The organism is Microseira sp. BLCC-F43, from assembly GCF_041929235.1.
Lineage (GTDB): Bacteria > Cyanobacteriota > Cyanobacteriia > Cyanobacteriales > Aerosakkonemataceae > Microseira.
The window spans coordinates 26,263-45,205 of sequence record NZ_JBHFNP010000116.1; the positions used below are offsets into that span (position 1 = coordinate 26,263).

17 protein-coding genes and 2 pseudogenes are annotated in these 18,943 nt (G+C 46.1%); 14 read left to right on the forward strand and 5 right to left on the reverse strand.

All coding sequences use genetic code 11. The features are described from left to right. Positions 1-78: 78 nt before the first annotated feature. Positions 79-390: a 30S ribosomal protein S20 gene (gene rpsT, locus ACE1CM_RS17165; RefSeq protein WP_374878725.1), complete on the reverse strand. Its 312-nt coding sequence runs from the start codon at positions 388-390 to the stop codon at positions 79-81. 245 nt (positions 391-635) lie between these two features. Between rpsT and hisD the strand changes: the two genes are divergently transcribed. Together hisD and ACE1CM_RS17175 are read left to right on the forward strand one after the other, a co-directional pair. Continuing rightward, positions 636-1,982: a histidinol dehydrogenase gene (hisD, locus tag ACE1CM_RS17170; protein ID WP_374878726.1), complete on the forward strand. Its 1,347-nt coding sequence runs from the start codon at positions 636-638 to the stop codon at positions 1,980-1,982. A 150-nt stretch (positions 1,983-2,132) separates the two neighbouring features. Then, on the forward strand, positions 2,133-2,558 hold the full coding sequence (locus ACE1CM_RS17175) for a universal stress protein (protein ID WP_374878727.1): 426 nt from the start codon (positions 2,133-2,135) through the stop codon (positions 2,556-2,558). A gap of 366 nt (positions 2,559-2,924) precedes the next feature. On the opposite strand, the pseudogene ACE1CM_RS17180 reads toward ACE1CM_RS17175, so the two are convergent. Continuing rightward, positions 2,925-4,252: pseudogene (locus tag ACE1CM_RS17180) on the reverse strand (IS701 family transposase). A 108-nt stretch (positions 4,253-4,360) separates the two neighbouring features. On the opposite strand from ACE1CM_RS17180, the gene ACE1CM_RS17185 reads away from it, so the two are divergent. Continuing rightward, positions 4,361-4,561, forward strand: coding sequence for a hypothetical protein (locus ACE1CM_RS17185; protein ID WP_374878728.1), 201 nt, complete (start codon positions 4,361-4,363; stop codon positions 4,559-4,561). 27 nt (positions 4,562-4,588) lie between these two features. On the opposite strand, the gene ACE1CM_RS17190 is transcribed toward ACE1CM_RS17185, so the two are convergent. Beyond that, the gene (locus ACE1CM_RS17190) at positions 4,589-4,984 is read right to left on the reverse strand and encodes a hypothetical protein (protein ID WP_374878729.1); all 396 of its coding nucleotides are present in this window, start codon (positions 4,982-4,984) and stop codon (positions 4,589-4,591) included. Positions 4,985-5,220: 236 nt separating this feature from the next. Here ACE1CM_RS17190 and hslO point away from each other — a divergent pair, with 236 nt between their 5' ends. Further along, a complete protein-coding gene (hslO, locus tag ACE1CM_RS17195) occupies positions 5,221-6,117 on the forward strand; it encodes an Hsp33 family molecular chaperone HslO (protein ID WP_374878730.1) in 897 nt (298 codons plus the stop codon). A gap of 115 nt (positions 6,118-6,232) precedes the next feature. Continuing rightward, the gene (locus ACE1CM_RS17200; RefSeq protein WP_374878731.1) at positions 6,233-8,332 is read left to right on the forward strand and encodes a hypothetical protein; all 2,100 of its coding nucleotides are present in this window, start codon (positions 6,233-6,235) and stop codon (positions 8,330-8,332) included. 86 nt (positions 8,333-8,418) lie between these two features. Here ACE1CM_RS17200 and crtD read toward each other — a convergent pair whose 3' ends face one another. Beyond that, positions 8,419-9,981 carry a C-3',4' desaturase CrtD gene (crtD, locus tag ACE1CM_RS17205; RefSeq protein WP_374878732.1) on the reverse strand — a complete coding sequence of 521 codons (1,563 nt, stop codon included), beginning with the start codon at positions 9,979-9,981 and terminating at the stop codon, positions 8,419-8,421. Between the two features lie 173 nt (positions 9,982-10,154). Here crtD and ACE1CM_RS17210 point away from each other — a divergent pair. The 3 genes and pseudogenes from ACE1CM_RS17210 to ACE1CM_RS17220 all read left to right on the forward strand — a co-directional run. Then, positions 10,155-10,505: pseudogene (locus tag ACE1CM_RS17210) on the forward strand (element excision factor XisH family protein); the annotation flags it as partial. Next, positions 10,493-10,825 carry a XisI protein gene (locus ACE1CM_RS17215; protein ID WP_374878733.1) on the forward strand — a complete coding sequence of 111 codons (333 nt, stop codon included), beginning with the start codon at positions 10,493-10,495 and terminating at the stop codon, positions 10,823-10,825. The pseudogene ACE1CM_RS17210 and the gene ACE1CM_RS17215, both read left to right, overlap by 13 nt. Before the next feature lie 103 nt (positions 10,826-10,928). Beyond that, positions 10,929-11,570, forward strand: a complete 642-nt coding sequence (locus ACE1CM_RS17220; RefSeq protein WP_374878734.1) for an SGNH/GDSL hydrolase family protein — start codon at positions 10,929-10,931, stop codon at positions 11,568-11,570. A 116-nt stretch (positions 11,571-11,686) separates the two neighbouring features. Here the strand turns inward: ACE1CM_RS17220 and ACE1CM_RS17225 are convergent, their stop codons facing one another. Beyond that, positions 11,687-12,325, reverse strand: a complete 639-nt coding sequence (locus tag ACE1CM_RS17225; protein ID WP_374878735.1) for a DNA-3-methyladenine glycosylase family protein — start codon at positions 12,323-12,325, stop codon at positions 11,687-11,689. A gap of 663 nt (positions 12,326-12,988) precedes the next feature. On the opposite strand from ACE1CM_RS17225, the gene ACE1CM_RS17230 reads away from it, so the two are divergent. From ACE1CM_RS17230 to ACE1CM_RS17255, 6 genes are all read left to right on the forward strand, one after another. Further along, on the forward strand, positions 12,989-14,377 hold the full coding sequence (locus ACE1CM_RS17230) for an MATE family efflux transporter (RefSeq protein ID WP_374878736.1): 1,389 nt from the start codon (positions 12,989-12,991) through the stop codon (positions 14,375-14,377). A gap of 319 nt (positions 14,378-14,696) precedes the next feature. Beyond that, complete coding sequence (locus tag ACE1CM_RS17235; protein ID WP_374878737.1) at positions 14,697-17,252, forward strand: alpha/beta fold hydrolase; 2,556 nt, start codon at positions 14,697-14,699, stop codon at positions 17,250-17,252. A 78-nt stretch (positions 17,253-17,330) separates the two neighbouring features. After that, positions 17,331-17,594: a hypothetical protein gene (locus tag ACE1CM_RS17240; RefSeq protein ID WP_374878738.1), complete on the forward strand. Its 264-nt coding sequence runs from the start codon at positions 17,331-17,333 to the stop codon at positions 17,592-17,594. Continuing rightward, entirely contained in the window at positions 17,595-17,969 is a 375-nt protein-coding gene (locus ACE1CM_RS17245; protein WP_374878739.1) for a type II toxin-antitoxin system VapC family toxin, read from the forward strand. Positions 17,970-18,225: 256 nt separating this feature from the next. Then, a complete protein-coding gene (locus ACE1CM_RS17250; protein ID WP_374878740.1) occupies positions 18,226-18,699 on the forward strand; it encodes a thermonuclease family protein in 474 nt (157 codons plus the stop codon). Between the two features lie 32 nt (positions 18,700-18,731). Beyond that, positions 18,732-18,943 (forward strand): hypothetical protein (locus ACE1CM_RS17255; RefSeq protein WP_374878741.1); only part of this gene is annotated, 212 nt, incomplete at its 3' end.

Sequence of the window (18,943 nt, forward strand, 5' to 3'; positions counted from 1 at the left end):
TGCCCCTCCCCCATCATCCAAGGACTAACGACGAACGAACATCGCTAACCTGGTGCGTTAGCGATAGCGTAACGCACCCTACGCAGCTAAAGCCGCAGCTGATTTTTCTTTTTGGCGTTTGAGTGCCGCCGCCAAGCGAGATTTTTTCCGCGCCCCGTTATTGGGATGCAGCACGCCTCGCTTGACTGCCCGATCGATTTTGCTGTAAGCAGCAGCCATGTGCTGCTGCACTTCTTGTAGCAATTCTGGGGTTGGACTTGCCCCGTATGATTCTACTGCCACAAAGTATTTCTTCATCAGCGTTTTGACCGCTGACTTGTACGCTTTGTTACGCAACCGATTGCGTTCGGCAATTTTTACGCGCTTGATTGCAGACTTAGTATTTGCCACTGCTTAAACCCGAAGCAACTCTATCTACTTGAACTAACCTTCAAAATCCTGGAAAAACTAATATAGCATCTATGTCACCAGTATAGCGATCCCGACAGAAATCCAGGTTAAGCTATAAAAACGAGTAGGGGTTAGGTAGTGGGCAAGCGGTAGTAGGTGGTAGACATATAAACCCACTACCCTTAACCCCCCGCCCTGACTCACTACCTACTACCCAATACCCCGCTATTGGCATTGCTAACTCCATGCTGCGAATTATCACTCAGCGAACTGAGGCAGAGGCGGAATTGCGTCGAATCCGCGATCGCACTCACGACGAACTGATCGTTCACAAAGAAGCAACGGTTCGGGAAGTCTTACAGGCGGTTAAGCGCCAAGGTGACCGAGCCGTGTTGCATTATACAGCAGAATTTGACCAACAAACGCTGGCTCCCGAACAACTGCGGGTAAGCGGCTCGGAATTGGATGCCGCATATCAACAGGTATCTTCGGATTTACTGGCTGCAATTCGGTTAGCGCTTCGTCAGATAGAAGCGTTTCACCGCCAGCGCTTGCCCAAATCCTGGGTTCAGTTTCAGGACGACGAGGTAGTGTTGGGGAAACGCTACACGCCAGTAGACCGAGCTGGATTATACATTCCCGGGGGTCGCGCCGCCTACCCCAGTACGGTATTGATGAACGCGATTCCAGCCCTAGTGGCAGGTGTACCCCGCATCGTCATGGTCACCCCACCCGCGCCCGCAGGCTTGTCCGGCGATGCTCTCAAGCACGCCGTACCCCCGATTAACCCAGCCGTGCTGGTGGCGGCGCAGGAATGCGGCATTGCTGAAATTTACCGCGTGGGAGGGGCGCAAGCGATCGCGGCGTTGGCCTACGGCACGGAAACCATCCCTAAGGTAGATGTGATCACCGGGCCTGGAAATATCTACGTCACCCTCGCCAAAAAACTGGTTTACGGCACAGTCGGGATTGACTCGTTGGCAGGTCCATCCGAGGTGCTGGTAATTGCCGATGCAACAGCTAACCCCGTATACGTGGCGACAGATTTGCTGGCGCAAGCGGAACACGACCCGATGGCGGCGGCGATTTTGGTAACCACGGATGGGGTGTTAGCCAAGAAAGTCCATGCTGAAGTGGAACTACAGCTAGCAGATCATCCGCGCCGTACCTTGACCGAGAAAGCGATCGCGAACTACGGTCTGATTGTAGTCGTTGAATCCCTCCAGGCGGCTGCCGAACTCTCGAACGAATTTGCCCCCGAACACCTAGAACTGGAAGTTGCCGACCCCTGGGCAATGCTTGACCAAATTCGCCATGCTGGAGCTATTTTCTTGGGATACTCGACCCCCGAAGCCGTAGGCGATTATCTAGCCGGTCCTAACCACACTCTACCCACCTCTGGCGCTGCTCGTTACGCGTCTGCCCTGGGGGTAGAAACCTTTATGAAACACTCCAGCTTGATCCAATACTCGCCGACCGCACTGGGAAAAGTTGCCAGCGCCATCGACGTGCTAGCCCGTGCTGAAGGACTGCCCTCCCACGCCGACTCGGTACGACTGCGGACTAAAGGTAATCCGAACCCAGAACCTTAACTAAAAACAAGATGACGCAGATTAGGTAATAGATAGTAAGTGTTAGGAAAAGCAGCGGAGCTTGGACTAGGATCTGGGGTTTAGTGTATGTTCTTCCCTGGTGCCTAGTCCCTTATTCCCCTCACGGTCAAAACTCAGGAGACCTTATCTGTGTTCAAGACAATACTGGTGGCTCTAGATGCTTCCGAGCAAGCAGACATAGTGGTTCAAACCCTCGACGCAATCCAATTGCCAGCGGCGACGAAAGTTATCCTCGCTCATGTCATTCCCCCGTCAGAGGTGGGCGGAGAATGGGCGGCTGACCGACCCCACAACCGTTCTGAAGAAATTCCCTACTTTCATTTAGAAAAGCAGTTGCAAGCTTACCAAGCCAGCTTACCTTGTGCCAGTCAGATAGAGATTGTCAGCGGCGACGTGGCGGCAGAAATTGTTCGACTGGCTAATATCCACGCTGCCGACCTCATCCTCATCGGCAGTCGCGGTTTAACTGGTCTAAATCGGATTTTACAGGGGTCTGTTAGCGGTCAAGTCGTGGAAGAAGCCCCCTGTTCGGTCTTGGTCGTCAAGCAGAAATAAATGCTTGTGAAGTACCCCAACCTGCTGCGCTCTTGTTGGGGCTTCCAACATCAACTCAATCCAGGGACGGTCTTATTCGTCACAGGAGTTTCCCGCTTCATCCGCCGTTGCCACGTTAGGCACTCCTATCTCTTTGACAGGACTTACGCAAAAAAACAAAGGGCGATCCGAAAAATCGTGGGTTTGCAGCAGCGAGATTGACGCATCACCTTTGTTTTTGGCTCCGCCTGCGTCAGTCCTGTTTGAGTTCGAGACACGCACTCGATGATGGTCTTACACAGCGTCCACAGGCAGCCGCCGAGGTTCCCAAGGCAGTTATCCCTCTTCTGTCACTTTCCGAATTAAGCAAGTAGTAAATCAACTAAATTATCCATAATAATAAAAAGGTTTAAATCCATTCATTGCACTAATGAGGTGATTGAATCCAAGTAATAAATCGGAATTGGTAAAAATATCTATCCAGGGATAAATCGACCAAAATAGTAAGAGCGGTTGGACAATTAAGCGAAGATTATTTAGAGCATTCTTCCAGCCGCTTTCATGATTCCATTGTTTATGATTATAAAAATCAAACGAATTACTTCCTGGGACATCAGGTTCAGTTTGACGAGATTGATTTAAGGATAAAAAAGCTTGATAATTTAAACTAATCATTGTGTAAACACAGAAAATTATTGACCACCATCTCTCAATATGCTTGAAATTAGTAACCCGATAATCTGTCCAACCTAATTCCTGTTTACACTGGCGAAAACCATATTCTACCCATGTTCTTAATCCATATATCTCGCCTAAAGTCTTCTTCAGCTTACCTTTGATATTTGTCATGACAAATGTTGTATAATTCTCAGGCATTGTTTCTGGAACAGTAGTTATTTCCCAGTAAGTTATGGCTCTTTTTTTACCATAAATTACTTCCCGAATGTATCTGGTTTCTGATTTTTGATTACTAAATGTTCTTTCCAATTTACACCACTTATTCGCCCTAACCCTCTGATTAGATGGCAACCCGACTGCATGATTACTTATAATTGCTACAACATCAGGTAAATTATCTTCAGCTAATTTGCCAATAATAAATTGGCTAGTTTCACCAGATCAACTATCAGCCAGTAAAAAAATTTCAATCTTGAAGCATTCATCAATTATTTGTGTAATAATTTATCAAGCTAAATCTATTTTATTTTTAGATTTTTCTTCTGATTTTAGCGTCCCTTTAGGTTTGAATACTTTTACAATTATATATTAGCATAAACTCCATAAGCATTGACTGACACTATGCCATTATCTACTTTTACCACACTCCCTAGATATTGTCTGGCTACATAATCAGTCTTTTTACCTTTTTTCCTTTCTCCTGTTTCATCTATTACTACGGTAATTGCATTTCCATCTAATACTCTCTTGATTTTATTTAATCTTCTGCTTCTTACTTGATCTACCAATCGCTCTGAATTTGCTCAAAAAAAATGATGTAATGACTGGGCAGATTTTATACTTACTACTTTCGCAATTTCTGGCAATTATTTTATTTTTATATGTAAAAATATTCCCAAATGTAAATATTTGAATCACTCAGAATTTCTGACTTGTTTAAATATGTTTTTAGACTCGGCACAATATTCATCTATGATTCCAACTGTTGGTTGAGCATCTCTTGCCAAATGCTTCAGGATTTGTAATTCTACATCCATTGATCTACCTACCTTGTATAGTTTTATCTTTTGATTCTTTTATTCATAATACTCGGAAAGTGACAGAAGAGGGATAATATCAGGTATGTAGATATTGTGTAGATGGCTATGACTAAAAAAGGATTGAATTTACGTATATCCGATCGAAGACTGAATAAACTAAGGCTATATGCAGCCAGCCAAGAAAAGACTATGACTCACTTGGTTGAATACTGGATTGACAGATTACCAAACCCAGAGATGGACAACTACTCGGACACCTCTTGTGGGTCTTTGAGTAGTTGTCCGGCAATCATCCCCACCCTATAAGAGGGATGGGGAATTGGGTCGAGTTGGTTAATCGCTGCTAGTCGCTTTCGCTGCTAAAAATTCCTTCAGGCGCAACAAACTGAGGGTTTGACCCAAGGAAAGCGGCAGCAGCGACACGCCCTCTAGGCGAGACTGCACCCAACCTTCTCCCCAGTACCATTCGTGAAAACCGTCGATGCCGCCGCTCAATAACAGGCGCAAGCAGTTGGACTGGGCTACCTCTACTTGGTGTTGAATCGCCACAGGACCAACCCAGGTGGTGAATGTTAGACCTGGGTGGATTTCTTGGGGTAACTCGGTGTCAAAGCGTCCCAATAACAACCACTCTTGCAGTTGAGCAGGACGGCTCAGACTATCCGCGATCGCGGCTTCTCCTGCTTCTACTTCAATTCGCAGTTTGCTTTGTTGAAAAATACCTAGCATGTTTCAAATTATAGGCCATAGGGCAGGTGTGCAGAGGGGCACCAGGGGCCCTGGTGCAGAGGGGCCCTGGTGCAGAGGGGCTCCAGGGGAATTTGAATCTATATTCTCCCCATCTCCCCATCTCCCCTGCTCCCCTGCTCCCCTGCTCCCCTGCTATCATCTGGTCGGTTGCTCCCACTCCCCGTTGAGAATGTCACAATAAGTTAAGGCGAATTTTAAGAAATGTAAGGATTTGCATGGCGGATCAGTTAATTCGCGCCACAGCGGCTGATGGTGGAATTCGTGCGGTTGGTGCGATCGCAACGCGCCTCACCGACGAAGCTAGACGGCGTCACGAACTTTCCTACGTGGCAACGGCGGCGTTGGGTCGTACCATGACATCTGGGCTGTTGCTGGCTTCGAGTATGAAGCGAACCGAAGCGCGAGTGAATATTCGCGTTAAAGGAAACGGCCCGATGGGCGGGATTTTAGTCGATGCTGGATATGACGGTACGGTACGAGGATATGTAGATCACCCCAAGGTCGAACTGCCACCCAATCGTAAAGGCAAATTAGATGTGGGTGGCGCAGTGGGTGCGGATGGCTACCTCTACGTCGTGCGGGATGTGGGATATGGCTACCCCTACTCGAGTACCGTAGAACTGGTTTCGGGTGAAATTGGGGATGATATCGCCCATTATCTGGCAACGTCAGAGCAAACCCCTTCGGCGTTAGTTGTGGGCGTGTTCGTAGACGCCAGCGGAGTTTCTGCGGCAGGAGGCATTCTCATACAAGTTTTGCCCAAGGCGGCACGAGACGAAGCGCTGGTGGAAAAATTAGAATCGCGGGTGGCGGGTTTGAGGGGATTTACGCCTTTGTTGCAGGCAGGCAAAACATTGCCAGAGATGTTTGAGCTGTTGCTGGGGGACATGGGTTTAGCTATCCTGCCAGAAAGACAGATGCTACGCTTTCACTGCGGCTGTTCGATGGATCGGGTTCTGGGCGCGCTGACAATGTTAGGGGAAGCAGAACTCGAAGACATGATCGCCAAAGATAATGGGGCTGAGGCAACTTGCCACTTTTGTGGGGAAGTTTATCGAGCCAGCAGCGACCAACTGCGAGATCTAATTTTAGATTTGCGCGCCGAATCTTGAAATCCGCAGGTATAATCAACAAGATCTAGATTTTTCCGACTTGGAGGGGTAGGATCGCTCTTAACTGCTTGTTCGAGCCAACCAGATCCAAGGCACGATTATTTTGGTGTGAGCTATGAGAGAAAGGGGAAATCCAGACCAATGGTCTGCTGCTAAAGCTTCGCAACTGGGACAGCCAAGCCGCTTTAAGAGTCCGCCACTGAGTCCAGGAACCCCTGCGGTTGCGCATTCCGGCGCTTCAGGGGTAAGCGAGTCGGAAGTGCCAGCAGCAGAACTCGCCAGTGAGACACCGCCAGCAAACAAAGAGTCGCAACGCTCTAAGGTATCTCGGATGTTATTGGCTTGGATACTCAATCCGCCGCCAAGGCTGAAAGGGCTGTACACCAGCTGGCAATTTTGGGCGTTGGTGGCAACGGTAACTACGGGGGGAATGGGTTTCATCGCTGTGGGGCTGCTGCTGAAGCTGCCAGCAATGCCGAATTGTCCTTCTATGTTTTGGCCTACGGCTAGTGCGTCGGTGCGTCTGTACTGCGCTGAGCTGGCAGCTAATAAGCAGACGGTGAAGGATTTGCTCGAAGCGATCGCTCTGGTGCGAAGTCTACCCGATGACCACCCCCTGCGCGAGCAAATTAACCGCCAAACCGAAGAGTGGTCGGAAGATATTCTCAAGTTAGCTGACAGATCGTTCCACGCTGGCAAGATGGACGAGGCGATGGCTACGGCTAAAAAAATTCCCAGCGATGTTCCGGCTTACACCATAGTTAAACAGCGAATGGAACGCTGGCAATCTGTTTGGTCGAAGGCAGAAAAGATTTATCGCGCTTCTGAAGAGCAGCTGCGTAACTCCAATTGGGTGCTTGCGTTTCAGGTAGCTGCACGCTTGCAAACTGTCGGCAATGCCTACTGGCAAAGTACTAAGTTTGATGAACTTTCCCAGATTATTCAAGCCTCGCGGGAAGATACCGAGAAATTAGCCCAAGCCAGAAGTCTGACGCGGCGTGGCGGGGAATCGAATCTAGAGCAAGCTCACAAAATCGTACAGTCCATCGATTCCAAGAGCTACATTTACCAAGCAGGACAAAAATTTATCCCCGAAATCGCGCGGAAAATGCTCGAACTGGCTGAAGCGAGGGTAGAACAGCAGCAACTGGAAAAAGCGATCGAGCTAGCCCGCAAAATCCCTGCTGAAGCTAAGATGCAGGCTGAAGTAGAAGATTTTGTTAACTTGACTCAAGCCAGGTCGATCGCTAAAGAAGGCAATTCCGCCAGTGTGGAAGCAGCGATCGCTCAAGCTCAAAAAATTAGCTCGGATAGACCGCAATACCAAAAAGCCCAGGACTTAGTCAAGTTTTGGCAGCGAGAACTTGAAGACATCGCAAGGTTAGAAAAAGCTCGCCAACTGGCTGGATTGGGAACTGTAAACGATTTAACGGCGGCGATCGCGCAAGCGCAACTCGTCCCGGCGAACAATCCTCGCGCTGTTGAAGCCAAAACCGAAATTGGTCGCTGGCAAAATCAAATCCAGACGATGGAAGATCGTCCTTTCTTGGAGCGAGCCGAACAATTAGCGGCGATCGGGGATGAAACTTCCCTGCAAGCTGCTGTGTACGAAGTCAGTAAGATTGCTAAAGGGCGATCGCTCTATCAAGAAGCTCAGAACAAGATGGGGCAGTGGATCGGTCAGATACAGCGCCTTCAAGACCAACCCTATCTCGAACAAGCGCGGGAACTGGCGCGGGCGGGCAATCTTTCCGAAGCGATTGCGATGGCGCAACAAATTCAACCCGGACGGGCGCTTTCTATCGACGCCCAAGCTTCTATCTCTGAGTGGAGTGGACAAATTCGCGCCCAACAAAGTTGGCAGGAGGCAAATCGATTAGCGACTCAGTCAACGCCAGAATCTTTATTAGCAGCAATTAGACAGGCACAACAAGTCCCCAGATCTAGCGCTTTACGAGCAGAAGTGCGCGAAGCAATCAATCAATGGAGCTATCAATTGCTGAGCATGGCACAAGACCGAGCGGCTTACGATTTACAGGGTGCGATGAATATTGCGGCACAAATCCCGTCTGGTACGAGTGCTTATTCTGACGCTAGAGCGCAACTGCAAAACTGGCAAAATACGCTAAATTCCTCCCAGACTAGCTCTGATTCCCAATCTGTTGTACCGTCTCAAGAACAGGTTTCTGGATCGGGTGAGGGAAATTCTCAATAGGGGTAATGGGTAATGGGTAATGGGTAATTGTACTGAGGGCAAAAGCCTGTTAATCCAATTACCAATTACCAATTACCAATTACCAATTACCAATTTTCGATTTGGCGAACAACGGTTAATGCTGAGTACGAAACGCCAGCTGTACCTTCACCGGGGTGGGTGGAGTCTCCTACTAACCACAAGTCCTTGATGGGGGTGCGATTGGCAAATCCAAATGGACCAAAAGTAGCAACTCGCTGACCAATCCCTCCTACAATACCTTGGTCGCGGGCAGTATACCGGGCAAACGTGCGCGGGGTAGCAGCTTCTACGTGAATGATGGTTTCTGGGGTGAGGTGGAAATATTGGCAGAGACGCGCGAGGGCTTCTTCCGTAAATTCACGCTTCAATTTGTCATAATCCGCACATTGCGACCAAATCTGCGTATCCGTAAACGAAGACGCGGTAATCGTTGCTTTCCCTTCAGGGGCGCGACCATCTCCAGGATGGCTAACCGAAACAAACAGCGAGTTATTTTCCCCTATCGGACCATCGTAGTCATAAAGAAATTGCAGGTGAGGCGGACATCCAGACGGAATCGCACTCTCATCGACTCCCAAATACACCACAAAAGCACCACTAGCAGGCGGTAATTTTTCCACCCGACGACGATAACCCCCAAAGATTCTTCTACTTCCCTCCTCTTCTCTTTCTCTGCGTCCTCTGCGCCTCTGCGGTTCATTCTCTTTCCCTTCCCACAACTGCACCAGATTTTGCACTGTGACATTTGCTACAACATGGTCGGCGGGTTCTGTCCAAACTTCTCCGGTTTTTTGATTGCGGATGCGGACACCCGTAGCTTTGTCGTTTTGGGTGTAAATAGCTTCGACGGTGTGGCGCATGAGGAGTGTACCACCATCGCGTTCGAGGGATTGTACTAGGCGATCGCTCAACACCTGCATACTCCCCTTGAGGTGATACAACCCCTGGGGTGACTGGGAAACACCCAAAGCTGTCGCGGCGTAGAGTAATGCGGTTTCTTGGGCATTTACTTGGGAATAAAGCTTTAACTGTAAATCTAAAAACGTTCTCAGGCGTTGATTATCTCCCAATCCATACAAGCGCAACCCATCCCCTACGGTTAAAAATGTAAAAGGTAGCGTTAACGTCGTATCCGGACGGACAGCTTTAACTAACTGCCATAAATCCCAGAGATTGCGCGGCGGTAAAACAGGGTCGCGAGATTGAAAAGCCCAACTATATTGAAATAAATTAGCCAATAACTGCCAAAATGGCTCGCTTCCGGGAAACTGTCGCTGGCGTTCTGCTTTCCACTTCTCCCCATCGCGCCAGACATTGATTGGTTCTGTTTCACCGGGTAGGAAGACAGCACAAGCGGGGTCGCAAGGCGTCGCGGCGGGTATATCTATTTCTAATTCTGAAAAAATGCGGTGGTGAATCCCACCCGGTTCTAGTCCCGCGACTTGGGTAGCACCGACATCAAAGGTAAATCCCTTGCGTTTAAACGTCGAAGCGCATCCACCCGGCACCAAGGCTTGGTCTAAGATTAAAACTTCGTAGCCGCGATGGGCAAGCAGCGCCCCCGCCGTCAAGCCACCAATCCCCGCCCCAATAACGACTACACGCGATTTGACCTTGCTGTTTGACATAGCCGCTTAGTTTACATTTCTTAATAATTTTAATGATAAATTAAATCCTGGTGGGTGGGTCGTGCGATCGCTACAATCGATCTAGAGGAGTTTAAATTCGGCTTGTGTCTGCAAAGGATATTTTTCATGATGCTGTTCGGTTAGCTTTGGAAAAGGACTGATGGGTAGTTACCGACAATCCGCTGTATATTAAGGCTTCACGTCAGATTGGAATGTATGTTGACTTAGGGGCAGAAAGGTTACTGGCTGCGGATCGAAGTGGACAGAAAATAGCCGTAGAAATCAAAAGTTTTTTAGGGTTGTCAGCGATTAACGAGTTTCATTTAGCGCTAGGTCAGTTTTTAAATTATCGACTTGCATTAAGTAAACTAGAACCAGATCGAGTTTTATATTTAGCCGTTCCAGAAGACACCTACGAACAATTCTTTGTCGATGAGTTTATTCAGCAGGCGATTGAAACATATCAAGTTAGGTTGATTGTATTCGCTCCGATGCAGGAGGAAATTAAGCAATGGAAAAATTAGACTATCGGCAGCTAATTAAAGAGTTACTGAAGCAACATGCAAAACAGCAAGCAAAAAACGATCCATCTGAAACAGAACTGATTTTTGCTCCAGAAAGCGATCGCTATCTACTTGTATACTTGGGATGGGATGGCGAGAAACGGATCTACGCCTGTCCGATCCATATTGATATTAAAGATGAAAAAATCTGGATTCAGCGCGACTTTACAGAAGCAGGTATCGCTCAACAGTTAGTTGATCGAGGAGTACCGAAATCAGATATTGTTTTAGGGTTTCGTTCGCCGTTTGTCAGGCAGTTTAGTGAATTTGCTGTTGTTTAGATCGCCAGAATAACTAACTGCATAGTCGGTGAATTGCCGCATAAATAATGGTGAATGGAAACCAATGCTAGATTGAAGCCATTATTAGGATGCAAGCGTTCAAATGACTGCAAATCATCAGACTCCTGAAAGCTCAGATAAACCGGAGCGATCGCTAAAAATTATGCCATTGGGCGACTCGATTACAGACGGTTACTTTGTGCCGGGTGGATATCGAATCGAATTGTGGAATGCCCTGACAAAACAAGGATATACAATTGAGTTTGTCGGATCTGCCAGCAATGGTCCAGACTCCTTACCCAGTCGAAATCATGAGGGACATTCCGGGTGGCGCATCGACGAAATTTGCTGGCAAATTCCCAATTGGTTGCAGAAATTTCAGCCAGAGATGATTTTGTTAACGATCGGCACAAACGATATTGCCCAGGGATATAACATTGAAACAGCACGCGATCGCTTGGATCGACTGGTGGAAGAGATTTTTAAATTTGCACCCAAAGTACAGCTGTTTGTCGCATCTATTCCCCCGATTGGCGAACCGACTTTAAATCTACGGGTGATGCTCTACAATCAGAATATTGAGGCGTTAGTTGAACAAAGACAGCAAGCTGGGGAAGCGATTCTTTTCGTGGATTTATATTCTTCACTAAATCTCAACGATCTTCCCGATGGCGTACATCCCAATCAAGAAGGATTTCGCAAAATTGCACTCGCTTGGGAGCAGGCAATAGTCGCTGCTAATTAAGTAGGTGAGTATAAAGAAACTGAACAAGAGGCGGGCGGGACGCCCACCCCACAAGAGAGCTAAAATTCTTGTGGGGTGGGCATTGGATCTTGCCCGACGCTATTGTAAGTGCAGGTTTAGATTTTTGTTGGGGAGTTCAAATAATAGTGCCAAAGTAGACGGGTAGCAATCGCGCGCCAAGGACGCCATTTTTCAGCAATCTTTTCGAGTTCTTTAGGTGTGGGGCGGGTTGCTAAACCGAGAAGCTTTTGATAACCAATAATTAATCCTAAATCTCCTTTGGGAAAAACATCAGGGCGTTGCAGCGACATCAGCAAGTAAGTATCTACAGTCCAGTCACCAATTCCTTTGATTTGTTTTAATGCGGTTCTAATCGTTGCTTCGTCTTCTAGTGCTAATCTATCTAAATCTAGTTTTCCGCTTGTTACCGCTTGCGCTAGCGCCCGACAGTATGATATTTTTTGCCGACTCAACCCTGCTGTTTGCAGTTTTTGGTCATCATAAGTTAGCAAATTTTCTGGTGTCAGGGGTACGACTATACTTGTTAATCGCTTAAAGATTGTTTTGGCACAAGCAACTGACACTTGTTGTCCCAGAATTGTTTCTATTAAACCTATAAATCCCGGTTCGCATTGCCAATTCGGCGGATATCCGAATTGATCGACAATGCGGGCTAAATCTTGATCGCCGCTGGTAAGTTCCCCTACGCCTTGGGCAATAGTTTCTGGCGTGAGTGATTTAAATTTTCTCAACATAATCTTATTATATAACGCAATTTGATATTTAATAGTTGTGTAATTGGTAATTGGATTCATTGGCAGTCTACTCTTGACAATTACCTATTACCGATTACCCATTACCAGTGTCTTTGGATGTAACTTGCAACTTGAGTTATATACCTAAATTTGTATTTTTTTAGGATTATGTCTTTAGAAGGAAGTAAAAATAGTCAAACTTTAGATAAGTTTGGTGATTAAGTGACAATTTAAACAATGCTACGTAATAACGTAAGTTGCTAGTTACATCGAGCCAAAAAAACAGGTTTCTCTCTCAAAATCGTGAGTTGAACAGCGAAAAATATATGAATAAACCGGGTTTATGATTGGGGTAATTGGTAATTGTCAAGAGGGCAAAAACCTGTTAATCCAATTACCAATTTGACTAACTAACTCAAGTTGCTAGTTACATCCCTTGGGGGCTGGTAATAGGTAATGGGTCATGGGTAATTGTACTGAGCAGACTGCCAATGAATCCAATTACCTATTACCTATTACCAATTACCAGTTACCAACTTATAACTAGCAACTTGAGTTAACTAGCAATTTGCGTTAGTTAAATATTTGAATGCTTCGCTATAAAAAGCATCAGAAGTAGGAATAATTTTCTCAGGGTTTGTAGTAGCATTCTACAGCTAAATTATGACAGTAATAGTTGCTCAATCGAAGATCAGAACAGAAATTAGGGAGTATCTCAGACTGGCGATTCCGTTAGCGATAGCGCAAGTTACCCAATCCGCCACCGGATTCGCCGATAGCGTGATGATGGGTAGGTTAGGACAAGAAACTCTCGCCGCCGGAGGATTGGCGGCGCTGACTTTTGGCGCGGTTTTAATTACTGCAAGTGGATTTGTGATGGGAGTTACCCCACTCGTCGCAGAAGCTTACGGCGCAAATCGCCCAAATCAAATTGCTTTGATTGCGCGCCAGGGATTGTGGTTATCGCTGATTTTGACCATCCCGATGATGCTGCTAATAGGAAAGATGGATACTATCATGAGTCAGGTTGGGCAAGCAGCAACAACAGTAACTCTGGCAAATACTTACTTGGATATTATGCTTTGGGGGTTTTTCCCAGCGCTGGCATTTTCTGTGCTTAGAGGCGTTGTGGCGGCGCTGCAAGAAGCGCGCCCGATAATGGCAATTGTCATTGCTGGTACGCTATTTAATATCGCGGGTAACTATGTTTTGGGTTTTGGTAAATTGGGATTTCCCCAAATGGGAATTGCCGGACTTGCAGTCGCAAGTGTTCTCAGTCTTTGGGGCATGTTTTTGGCGCTTGTTGCCTACATCCTCAGACACAAAAAACTGAGAAAGTCTCGCTTTTTTCAATATTTACATCAAATTAAACCTCGAACTATTGGGGATTTAATCCGCATTGGTTTGCCGATTGGGATATCTTCTGCTTTAGAAATTGGACTGTTTACCGTTGTTACCTACCTAATGGGAATTTTGGGAACCGATGTGTTGGCGGCGCACCAAATTGTATTTCAAACGATCGCAGTTATCTTCATGATACCCCTGGGAATGTCCTTCGCTACAACTGCGCGCGTCGGGCAATGGTTTGGACAGCAAAACCTCCAAGGTGCAACCCGCGCCGGATATGTAAGTATGTTTGTTGGGATGGGATTTATGACGCTGATGACGATGGCGCTGTTGATGTTTCCTCAGCAAGTTATTGGCTTATATTTGGATATTGACAACCCAGCAAATGCTAACGTGGTAGCACTGGCAAAACCTATGCTTACCGTCGCGGCGATTTCGCAAATTTTGGATAGTTTGCAAAAGACTACACAGGGCGCACTTTACGGACTTCAAGATACTCGCATCCCGATGTTGCTGAGTTTATCGGCATTTTGGGGAGTTGGGTTAACGAGTGGGTTTTTACTGGGATTTCCCCTGGGTTTGGGCGGGACTGGTTTGTGGATCGGACAATCGATTGGGATTGCGATCGCTGCTATTGTATTCGTTTGGCGCTTGCGTAAATTGCTCGTCAATTTACGCAATAATAAAAACCTGCTAAAAACTTAAAAGTGATTGATATGATGTCCGCCTGATTGCGCTTAATAAAAATCTCGACCCGTCACCGTCTCACCCTTCTCCCTTGTCATTCCTCACTATGCGTACTCAAACCGACATGATATGAGGAGGCGCGAGGGCAGGCAATGTATATTTCTTAACATTTTTCCATCTAATTTTGTTGTTTACTGGATCAGGACTTACGCGCGACGCTCCTAGAAACCGGGTTTCTTCGTAAATCTTTGGTTTCCTTGCTCAACGATTTTTCCAAGAAACCCGGTTTCTTTAGGTAAGTCCTGTGGATGACAGCCTTTAATTCTGCCAGCGAGATATGATTTCAGATGAGCGCTTTAGGGGTAATTATCTGGTCAAGCGAGTAAAAAGATCGCCAATAAAGCGAAAGAATTCGCTCAAATTTATCTCTGCCTGGGTTTTGGCGATCGCCATCCTGCCAACGGCGTTAAAACCAAAACCAGCTATCAGTGCAGAAAAAGTTTATATCCCTTATGGTCCTTTCCAGATTGCGCTTTCGGTTGATGCGTTAGAAAACTTTGCCAAAACAGGTGAAGTGAATAGCGAACTGCAATCTTATGCCCAATTATTAAATGCCCAAATTTTAGCTCAATTGCGAGAGTTATTAAACCGTCGTTTGAATTTGGGTCAAAATGCTGTGTCGCGGATAGCGCACTCGCCATCAGGAGAAATGCTGCTAAAACGACTAGGGCAAGTGGTTCAAACTAAACAAAATCAAAATGGTTTTAGCGCGCTGCGGGCGGCTTTAATTGCGGCAGCGCGAGAACCAGAAGGTTTTAGTTTAATCGATGTAATGCGCCGTTTCCCTTCAGAAGGAATTTGGATTAATGCCCAATTGCTGCTTGAATTAAACCAAGAGATTACAGCTTTTACTAATTATAAAAATAGCATTTTGTCAGGAGCGATCTCTAAGCAAATGCAAGCAGAAATCGCCGCCGATTCTCCCGTAGATTTCTCTAAATTACCCGATCCTATTCAACCGGGCAGGTTTCAGGTTTCCCAACGCACTCTCGATTTAACCAACAACCGTAACCGTCAATCTGCATTTGGTAGGAGAATTGGTCGTAGTTTTGAAGTCGATCTTTACCTACCTGAAGGACTAGGGAAAAAAGCCCCCGTCGTGGTGATGTCCCACGGTTTGGGTGCAGATCGCAAGATGTTTGTTTATCTGGCACAACATATAGCATCCCACGGGTTTGCTGTAGTAGTTCCGGAACATATTGGCAGTAACGCCAGACGCAGACAAGCTTTATTAGAAGGATTGGTGAGAAGCGATATTAACCCGGTAGAATTTATCGACCGCTCCCTGGATATTAAATATACCTTAGATCGGTTAGAAGCAAATTCCGAGCTGGCAGGGAAAATCGATCCACAACGGGTAGTTTTACTTGGGCATTCTACAGGTGGTTATGCAGCGTTAGCAATGGCGGGGTCCCAATTGAATAACGAACGACTGCGACAAGAATGTCAAAACGAACGTCCCACTTTAAATGTGTCGATAATTTTGCAATGCCTCGCCGATCGTTTACCAGCGTTTAACTATAACTTATACGATGGGCGAATTAAAGGCGCGATCGCAGTTAGTCCGTTTGCTAGCACCATTCTTGGTCCGGAAAGTATCGGTAATATTCAAATTCCTACTATGATTGTCGGAGGTAGCGGCGATGTTATTACACCAATTGTACCCGAACAAATACACCCGTTTCTTTGGTTGAACACCAAAGAAAAATATTTAGCGGTAATGGTTAATAGCGGTCATACATTTATCGATGCGACGGAACCAACTGCGGGAGATGGCACGCCGCTGAACAATTTGAATCAGTTTTTTGCTGGTCCAAAACCAAGTTTGGCTCAAGGATATCTTAAAGGATTGACTTTGGCTTTTGTGCAAACTTATTTAGGCGAACGCGCAGAATATCGAGCTTATTTAAGTGCTGGCTATGCTAAATTTATCGGTCAAGAACCTGTTAAAGTAAATCTCGTGCGCTCGCTCACCCCAACACAACTAGAACAAGCTTTTGGCGGCACACCACCATTACCAATTTTCCCCAAATTAGCAAACGCTCCTATTGCTAGTCGCGCCGTACCTATTTTAGAAGAAATTAAAAGAACGGGCGTTTTAAAAGTTGGCGTTGTTAACAATGCTTCTCCCTGGGGTTATCAAGATTCTAACGGTCAACCAACGGGTTATTGCGTCGATTTCCTCAATTCAATGGCGCAACATCTCCAGCAACAACTCAACGCACCAGTCAAGCTAGAAATTGCCGTGCCAGCAACTCTAGAAAATCGGTTTGAAATTGTTCAAAAAGATCGGGTATATCTCACCTGCGGGCCTTATTCTATTAGAGGTGATATTCCTGGAGTTGTGTTTTCAACTCCATTTTTTATTACCGGAACGCATTTCTTAGTTCCGACAGATAACAAAGATAGAATTAACCCGACGGGCAACCTGAGGAATATCAGTGTAGGGGTTTTAAGCAGAACTACTACAGAGCAATTTATCCGACGCCGATATCCACAAGCAAGACAAGTTTATTTTGAAACTCCAGGCGGACTTGGCGCAGGCATTGGAGCTTTAGTGCGGGGAAATATTGATGCTTTGGCAAGCGAAGGTATATTATTAATTTCCGCAGCAGTGCGAGGAAATTTGCCTTTAAATCGTTATACTTTAATCCCTGAAGAACCTTTAACTTGCGATGCCTACGGCATGGTATTACCTGCCAACGATCGACAATGGCAAAATACAGTTAATAGATTTATTGGCAGTCGGTCAGCTAGAACAGTTTGGGATAAATGGTTTAAAAATTTATATCCTTATATCTACTTGAATCTTGATTATTGTGCTGACCGATAATAGCATCATCCCACGCGGGGGCGGGTGGATTTGATGTAAAATAGAAAGTAGAACCTAACTGAGCAAAGGTTGATGCTTATGGCACAAGCAATACTCAACCAAATACTAGACCAACTTAAAACACTTGAATTAGCAGAGTTACAGCAGCTTAACCAAGCTATTCAAGATTATCTTGCTGTTAAAGAAGATGCGGATAAGCAGGTAGCATTTCATCAAGCATTATTAACTTCTGGTTTAGTGCGGCAGATTAAGAAACCGTCGCAGGAAAAGCTGAATCAGCGGCGGTTAATTCAGGTAAAGGGTAAGTCTGTTTCTGAGACAATTATTGAGGAACGCCGCTAGATGGCAGTCTACTTCCTAGACAGTAGTGCATTGGTTAAACCCTACGTCAATGAAGCTGGTTCAGCTTGGATTTTAGGATTATTTGACCCGGCTTTGAATCACGATTTATTTATCATAGCAATTACCAGTGTTGAAATTGTTGCTGCAATTAGACGGCGATCGCGTGGCGGAAGTATCGCTGCTACAGATGCAGCAACAGCATGTCATCAATTTAGACTTGACATCCAGGCAGACTATCAAGTTGTTGAAGTTACACAGAATATAATCAACTCGGCAATGATGTTTGCTGAAATATATGGCTTACGAGTTTACGATTTTACCCGCTTTGACGCTTGTTTCAGCAGACAATTAGTTGAATGTAGCGGCATTAAATGAGGGATTAGTTGTCCAAAATCCCAACAATTATCCGTAAAACGATCCCTCGTTCCCCTAAAAGCAGGTGTTTGGGTGCGTGCGATCGCCATCTACAGCCCTACTATACAGGACTTACGCAAAGCTTCTAAATGTAGGGTGCGTTAACGCAGTGTAACGCACCGCCACCACCATAGATGGAGTTGCTGCGTCAGTCCTGTATAGTTAGGAAGCATTGTTATAATTAACAAGCAAGGGCAAATACTTGGTTGGTTAAAACATGCTAATTGACAAAAAATTGTTTATTCTCGTTAGTTGCTTTGCACTTGCGGTAAACTGCGCCCCTTCAGCAACTGCTAACGAACCCCGCCCCGCTGATGGGGAATATCGCGTGCAAAGCGTTAGTGATGGAGACACTATCAAAGTAGCAAATATCAAGGGTGGTAATGAAATAACGGTTCGTCTTGCTTGTGTAGATAGTGAAGATCTGAGATATTCTCAAACCCCGCAGGCGTTGAGAGCAAGGGATAGATTGAGACAGATATTTGAGCAAGCAAATATGCGGGTGCAACTAACTTTTACAGGTCAAGATCGATTTGGTCGCTACGTAGCAGATGCAAGATTGTCTAATGGAACCTTAGTTCAAGAAGTGTTAGTAAGAGAGAGGATAGCGCGTTTTACGCCAAGATACCGGAATTACTGTCCTAATAGTTTTGCTGTATTGCAAAGGGCAGCAGGTCAAAGTCAAAGATAACAGCGCCAGATTAGATAAGATGGACGGGCAGGATGCCCATCCCACAAGAGTCTATTTTTCAGATGGACGGGCAGGATGCCCATCCCACAAGAGTCTATTTTTCAGATGGACGGGCAGGATGCCCATCCCACAAGAGTCAATTGTTCAGATGGACAAACAGGATGCCCATCCCACAAGAGTCAATTGTTCAGATGGACAAACAGGATGCCCATCCCACAAGAGTCAATTGTTCAGATGGACAAAC